The organism is Albidovulum denitrificans (assembly GCF_002973535.1).
In the GTDB taxonomy this organism is placed as follows: Bacteria; Pseudomonadota; Alphaproteobacteria; order Rhodobacterales; family Rhodobacteraceae; genus Albidovulum; species Albidovulum denitrificans.
The window spans coordinates 20,772-27,433 of record NZ_PVEP01000016.1 but is presented as its reverse complement, the minus strand read 5'-3'; the positions used below and the strand labels follow the sequence as shown (position 1 = coordinate 27,433).

Genomic DNA, 6,662 nt, shown 5'->3' with positions numbered 1-6,662 from the left:
CGGGCCTCAGAAGTTTTTTCCGAGCATCTCTTTCAGTGTCGCCACATCCATCATCTGCTCGGCCAACATCTTCTTGAGCTTCGTGTTCTCGGCTTCGAGCGCCTTCAGCCGCTTCGCATCGGCGACCTCCATGCCGCCATACTTGCGCCGCCAGTTGTAGAAAGTCGCGTCGCTGATCCCGTGCTTGCGGCACAGATCCGGCGCGCTCATGCCCGCCTGATGCTCCTTCAGAATACCAATGATCTGCGCTTCGCTGAACCGTGATCTCTTCATCGTCTGTCTCCTCAGTTGGAGAACAGGCTAACCTCAAATCGAGGACTTTTCAGGGGAGCAGGTCACTGCGGATGTGCGCGACGATCAGATCGTATCGGCCACCCTGCGCCCCGGTTACGTGCACTCCGGCTGGTCCAATGCTGTAGATCCTGAAATCCTCTCTCGACACAGGCAAGCTGTGATCCTGTTCCGGGCGCCGCCGGATGAAAGGCCATAGCGGGTCACAATGCCCGCGCAACGCGGCCCGCCATGCTTCCTCGATGGACGACGCTATCAGAACGGCGATGGAATTCGATCCGAACCGCCGTCTGGCTTGCGGCATAGGGTTCTTCTTTTCCCGACCATCAATGCGCTCGACACGCGGCTGACGGGTTTCGGGATTGAAAAGCGGCTTGCAGGAGTTCCAGACTCTCTCGTATATGTTATGATATAACATCTCAAGGAGGTATGTATGCAAGCCACGGATCGGCGCCTGCCAGTCACTGTGCTTTCCGGCTTTCTGGGGGCCGGAAAGACCACGCTGCTCAACGGTGTGCTGAACAATCGCGAGGGGAGGCGGGTCGCGGTCATCGTAAATGACATGTCCGAGGTGAACATCGACGCGGATCTGGTGCGCGCGGGTGGGGCCGACCTGTCCCATACCGAAGAAAAGCTGGTCGAGATGTCGAATGGCTGCATCTGCTGCACCCTGCGCGACGACCTTCTGCAAGAGGTCCGGCGCCTGGCCGACGAGGGGCGCTTCGACTATCTGCTGATCGAGGGCACGGGCATCGCCGAGCCGCTGCCGGTTGCCGCCACCTTCGAGTTCCGCGACGAGGCCGGCGACAGCCTGTCGGATGTGGCCCGGCTGGATACGATGGTCACTGTCGTCGATACCGTGAACCTGCTGGGCGATTACTCAAGCCACGATTTCATCCGCGACCGGGGCGAATCCCTGGGTGACGAGGATGACCGTACATTGGTCGACCTGCTGGTCGATCAGATCGAGTTCGCCGATGTGGTGGTGCTGAACAAGATCAGCGACGCAGGGCCGCAAAAGCTGGATGCCGCGCGCAAGATCGTCGCTGCGCTCAACCCCGATGCGCAGATCATCGAGACCGATTTCGGACAGGTCACGCAGGAGCGGATTTTCGACACCGGCCTCTTCGACTTCGACAAGGCGCATCTGCACCCGATGTGGGCGAAGGAACTTTACGGCTTTGCCGACCACATCCCCGAGACCGAGGAATACGGCGTCTCCTCCTTCGTCTACCGGGCGCGGCGGCCGTTCCACCCGCAGAAGATCCACGATGTGCTGAACGGGCCGCTGCCGGGGGTGATCCGTGCCAAGGGGCATTTCTGGATCGCGACGCGGCCGGACTGGCTGGCCGAGTTCTCGCTGGCGGGCGCGCTGAGCAGCGTCAAGCCGATGGGCATGTGGTGGGCGACGGTGCCGAAGGAGCGCTGGCCCGACCACCCGGAGGGACGCGCCTATCTGAAGCGGCACTGGCAGGAGCCCTTCGGCGACCGCCGGCAGGAACTGGTCTTCATCGGCGCGGGCATGGACAGGGCGGCGATCACCGCCGCGCTGGATGCCGCGCTTGTGGGCAACGAGACCTCGTTCCGGCCGGGCCAATGGGCAAACCTGCCCGACCCGTTCCCCGGCTGGCGTCGGGCCGCGTGACGGGGCTCATCGACGTCGCGGAGCAGGAGAATGAAGGGATATGCAGGCGGAAGGCGAAACGCCCGCAGCACACTGAAAGGCCGTCGGCAGGCCGGCGATCCGATGGCAGCCTATGACCTGCTGCCGCCAGATCTTCGCCACTGGCTTGCGCAGGCGGTCCTGCCGTGGTCTGCGCGGTCCGCGCTACGCGCCTGGCGCCGCGCGCTTCTGGTTTGCAACGACGATGCCGCCGAGGCGCGGTGCCATCTGAACCGGATCGAACGAAAGCAGCTATCGCGGGATATCATCCGCGTTTGGGGTGAACAGCATCCGGATGTTGCAGGCGTCGGCCGGGCGAAGCCCTCGCAAAGGCCCGGCCCGCATGGCGGCCTGTCAGCACGCCGAAAGACCGAAAGGTGAGTTGCCCGGGTCAGGCGACCGCACCGGGAGACTGGGTGTGCCCGGCACCCGGCAGAATAAAACGACGGAAAACCCTGCCACTGGCGTTGAAGCCGTGACAGGTTTCAGGGAATTGAACGATGACGTTTCGCAAAAGCCTTTTCTGGGTGCATCTCGTCGCCGGTGTCAGCGCCGGCATTTTCATTCTTCTGATGTCGATCACGGGGGCACTGCTGACCTATGAGGTGCAGATTCTCCGCTGGGCCGACAGCTACGATGTGACGGCCAGCGGGGCGCCCTTGCCTGCGGAGCGGCTGGCCGAGATTGCGGACGCCGAGACGGAGGGCAAGGCCGGCGCGCTGGTCTTCACCAACGATCCCGCGACCGCCGTTCTGGCCACCAGCGGCCGCGAGGGGAAGCTCTATCTCGATCCCTATACCGGCGAGGCGCTCGGCGCGGGGTCTGAGGGCGCGGCCAGCTTCTTTCAGAGCGTGACGACCCTGCATCGCTGGTTGTCTCTGTCCGGATCGACCGAGATCGGCGGCACCCTCGTCAGCCTGTCAAACCTGGTGTTCCTGCTCCTTCTGGTGACGGGGGTGTATCTCTGGCTGCCCCGGATCTGGAAATGGGGAATGCTGAAGACCAAGATCCTCTTTCGCCGGAGCTATCCCAACGCCAAGGCGCGCGATTTCGCCTGGCATCACGTCTTCGCTTTCTGGGCGATCATCCCGCTATTCGTGATCGTGGTCTCCGGCGTGGTGATTTCCTACCCCTGGGCGTCGAACGCGCTTTACGCGATCTATGGTGAAGAGGCCCCCGCCGGTCGCGGCAGGCCGGGCGGTGCCGCCGGCTCGGGCGCTCTTGCCGTCTCCGAAGGCGGGGTCGGTCTGCAAGGGGCGCTGGAAACGGCAATGGCGCATGACCCGGACTGGAACAGGATCACGCTGACGCTTCCGCGCGGGCAGAGCAGCGACACGATAACCGCGATGGTCGATACCGGCAGCGGACGCCAACCGGCCAAACAGGAGACCTTGCGGATTTCGCAGGACAACGGAACGGTTACTTCGGTGAGCAGTATCGACGACCAGACGCCCGCGACGCGCGCCCGCATCTGGATGCGCTTCGTGCATACGGGCGAGGTCTATGGCCTCATCGGCCAGACCCTCGCCGGGCTTACCTCGCTCGCCGCCGCCATCTCGGTCTATACCGGCCTTGCGCTCAGCTATCGGCGGCTGATCGTGCCGCTTCTCCGGCGCAGACGGGCGGCGTGACGCGGTTCGCTGCAACTCCAATCGGCCGCGCAGCTACGCCTGAAGCGTTTGTGTCGGGGGCAGCCCGAGGCTATCCACGATGCTGTCCCTAGGCGTTCTCTAATCGCCTTGGTCAAGTGCTGATCTCATCAGGTCCTTCTGCGTGCCGGGCTCTTGGGTTCTCTCCGCGATCACCGCGATGGGCGCCGCATGTTTGCGTTCAGGGTCGGGCAGATCGAAGTGGTGTGCGCGGTCAATGCCGCTGTTCTGGGAGCGATCTTGCCCTCGCCGCGCGTCCCGGCTGGACGCATTCGGGTGTGGCGAAGTCAGCGTTGTGGTTCTGGCTTGTTCAGATGACGGCATCCTCCCGGAAGGGTGTGCCGTTGCGCCACATGGCGTGCAGCGTGACAGCCAGTTTCCTGGCCAACGCGACCTTTGCCTTCCGCGGTCCGGTGCGTTCTGCGATTGCCTTGGCCCAGTCGCGAAGGCGGCCGCCACCCAGCTTCCGGCAGTAGATCGCGTTTGCCGCCTCGAAGAGGCACTTCCTGGTGAAGGCATCGCCGCGCTTCGAGACGCGGCCGTTCCGGCTGATCTCGCCTGACTCGTAACGGCGCGGTGTCAAGCAAAGGTAGGCCGCCGTCGCCACCGCGCGAAAGATTGCCGTTCTGATGCTGACGCTTTGGAAGAACAGCTGCGACTAGCAATGGACAAAGGAGGCCGTTGCCTGATCTGAATTCCCGCTCGAGATGGCGGGGAGCGAAGTCCCGAAGGGACGGAGGTCAGGTCGATCTCGCATTAGGGTACAGTGACAGCTTCTGTCAGCCAGAAAAGATTGCTCATGGATCAGGTCTCCTTGCGAAGCCTGAATCACGTCAAACGCCTGAAATCAATGGGTCTGGAGCCTAGGGCCCGCACGATCCACAATCAAATCCGCACCGGTGTGCTTTCCATGAATGTCAGCGTATTTTCGAGTGAAGTCACAACGGCCTGAGACCCGAGTCCGAGTGCATTTTGTGCTGAAGATGCCTGGCCTATGCGGATACAGTCTTCGATCGGGCGCCCCAGATACAGCCCGGTCGCGAAACCAGCATTGAAGCAATCGCCACAGCCACAGGTACAGACGACATCAACCTGAAAGGACGGCACGTCGATCTTTCTGCCGGTCCGGTCGCGATACATCACACCATCAGCGCCGAGGGTCAGGATGACTGCGCCGACGCCCTGATCTAGCAGGAAATCGGCGATCTCCTCATAGTCCGTCAACCCGGACAGCGCCCTCGCCTCTTCTTCGGAGGGTATGAAGAAATCGGTATTGGGCAAAAGCGGTTTGATCAAGGACAGGTCTCCGGCGGTCGAGGCGAAGACATCAAGCGTCGTCGTGATGCCCCGCGAACGGGCTTCGGCAAGCAGTTCGGCATTTCGCGCCTTGTCCATCGCATCCATAAGCCCGACACCGCCGATATGAAGGATCCGAGTATCAAGGACGCGGTCGATCTGTGCATCGTCGATGTAGAACCCCGCCGTCGCCCCGCGCTTGTGCAGCGCAGGGCGCTGCCCATCCGGACGCGTGGTAACCACAGAGGATGAGGTCGTCATGCCGGGGACGCGCTGCATCAATTCGGTGTCCACGCCGAAATCGGAGAACCGCCGCAGTACCCAATCACCCATAAGATCGTTCCCCACGCCGCCGACGGCCTGGACCTTCAGACCGTGCTTGGCGGCGACAATCGCCGCAGATCCCGCGGCGCCCGAAACCGCCAGCGTGAAATCTTCGACGAAATAGGTGCCGCCACCTGGCGGTATCTCTGTCACGGGATGGCACAGGGCATCGAATGTGTGGAAGCCCATTGAAGTATAGTCAAATGTCATGATCTCTGTCCCGACATGATCAATCAGGCTTGCCACGCCCCTGCGTCCGCGGCAGGGGCGCGGGGCGCCGAATTCGGATCCCCGCCGGGGACACCGAATTCGACGTTTCGCTACCTGCAGGTCAGCTCAGCGGCCGATTGTGCGCGCGCGTTCGGCGTCAATCTCGGCTTCGACGTCGGCAATCGCGCTTTCCCATTTGCCCAGCCACTCGGCGCTGACTTCTTTGGAGAACCAGGCCTTGGCCGCATCACCGCCCGGGTAGAAGGTCGCGCGTTCCTCGGCAGTTGGAACATAAACCGTCCCGCCATTTTCGACGAACTGCTGGAGCATGCCCGCTTCCTGCTCCTTGTTCCACTGGGTCTGGATGATGCCTCCCTGACGCACTGCGTCGACGACAAGGTTTTGCAGGTCTTCGGGCAGGGATTTCAGCCAGTCGTCATTGACCCACCAGAAACCGAAGAGATAGGCATGTTCGTCCAGCGAGGCATACTTGATCACCTCGTCCAGCTTCGCCGGAACGATATCGGTCGCGGCGTTCTTGGTCCCTTCGACCACGCCGGTTTGCAGTGAGGTATAAAGCTCGCCCCAGCCGATCGGGGTGGCGTTTCCTCCAAGCGCATTGACGAACTCGATCTGGAGCGGCGAGTTGATTGTGCGCATCTTGACCCCTTTGAGGTCATCGACCGACTTGATCAGCTTCTTGGTGGTGAAAAAACTACGCCAGCGGCCCGAGTTAGAGACGGAGAGCAGGCGGACATTGCCGGTACGTTCAAGGACAAGGTTGCGCATGTCGTCGAAGAAGGGGCTGTCCGAGACCTTTTCCGCCACCAGATCGTCGCGCAGGGTGTAGGGAATGTCAGTGACCTGGATTTCCGGCACAAAGGCCGCGATGCCGCCGCCCGTGGTGGCAGTCAGTTCAAGTGTGCCTAGCTGCACCGCTTCGATATGGGCGCGGAAGTCGCCCATCTGGCCATTCGGATATATCTCGACCTTGATCCGGCCGTTCGATCGGGCTTCGAGGAAACTTTTGATGAAGGCAGCCCCCTGTTGGTCGTCTCCGTCAAGCGCGCCCACATGGCCGATCTTCATTGTGTATTCCTGCGCGCCAGCGCCGGCGGCGAACAGGCTGGCGACGGCTACGGACGCCGCCAACAGTTTGGACTTGAGCTTTAGCATTCGGGTTCCTCCAGTTTGCAGGCAGCTTGCGCCGCCGGGGTTGTTTCCGGGGC

At 62.2% G+C, this 6,662-nt stretch carries 6 protein-coding genes and 1 pseudogene; 3 read left to right on the top strand and 4 right to left on the bottom strand.

Going from position 1 to position 6,662, the window contains the following annotated elements:
* Positions 1-15 precede the first annotated feature (15 nt).
* Positions 16-273 (bottom strand): annotated as a pseudogene (locus LX70_RS20110) (transposase); the annotation flags it as partial.
* A 451-nt stretch (positions 274-724) separates the two neighbouring features.
* Here LX70_RS20110 and zigA point away from each other — a divergent pair.
* From zigA to LX70_RS20095, 3 genes are all read left to right on the top strand, one after another.
* Positions 725-1,936, top strand: coding sequence for a zinc metallochaperone GTPase ZigA (zigA, locus tag LX70_RS20105; RefSeq protein ID WP_105516579.1), 1,212 nt, complete (start codon positions 725-727; stop codon positions 1,934-1,936).
* Positions 1,937-1,966: 30 nt separating this feature from the next.
* Entirely contained in the window at positions 1,967-2,335 is a 369-nt protein-coding gene (locus tag LX70_RS21000) for a DUF6525 family protein (protein WP_281260472.1), read from the top strand.
* A 119-nt stretch (positions 2,336-2,454) separates the two neighbouring features.
* Positions 2,455-3,585 (top strand): PepSY-associated TM helix domain-containing protein, encoded by a 1,131-nt coding sequence (locus LX70_RS20095; RefSeq protein WP_105516578.1) that lies wholly within the window; start codon positions 2,455-2,457, stop codon positions 3,583-3,585.
* 328 nt (positions 3,586-3,913) lie between these two features.
* On the opposite strand, the gene LX70_RS20090 is transcribed toward LX70_RS20095, so the two are convergent.
* The 3 genes from LX70_RS20090 to dctP all read right to left on the bottom strand — a co-directional run bounded on the left by LX70_RS20090 (position 3,914) and on the right by dctP (position 6,609).
* On the bottom strand, positions 3,914-4,186 hold the full coding sequence (locus tag LX70_RS20090) for a transposase (RefSeq protein ID WP_245885155.1): 273 nt from the start codon (positions 4,184-4,186) through the stop codon (positions 3,914-3,916).
* Positions 4,187-4,488: 302 nt separating this feature from the next.
* A complete protein-coding gene (locus LX70_RS20085; protein ID WP_105516584.1) occupies positions 4,489-5,433 on the bottom strand; it encodes a carbohydrate kinase family protein in 945 nt (314 codons plus the stop codon).
* A gap of 126 nt (positions 5,434-5,559) precedes the next feature.
* A complete protein-coding gene (gene dctP, locus LX70_RS20080) occupies positions 5,560-6,609 on the bottom strand; it encodes a TRAP transporter substrate-binding protein DctP (protein WP_105516577.1) in 1,050 nt (349 codons plus the stop codon).
* Between the last annotated feature and the right edge of the window lie 53 nt (positions 6,610-6,662).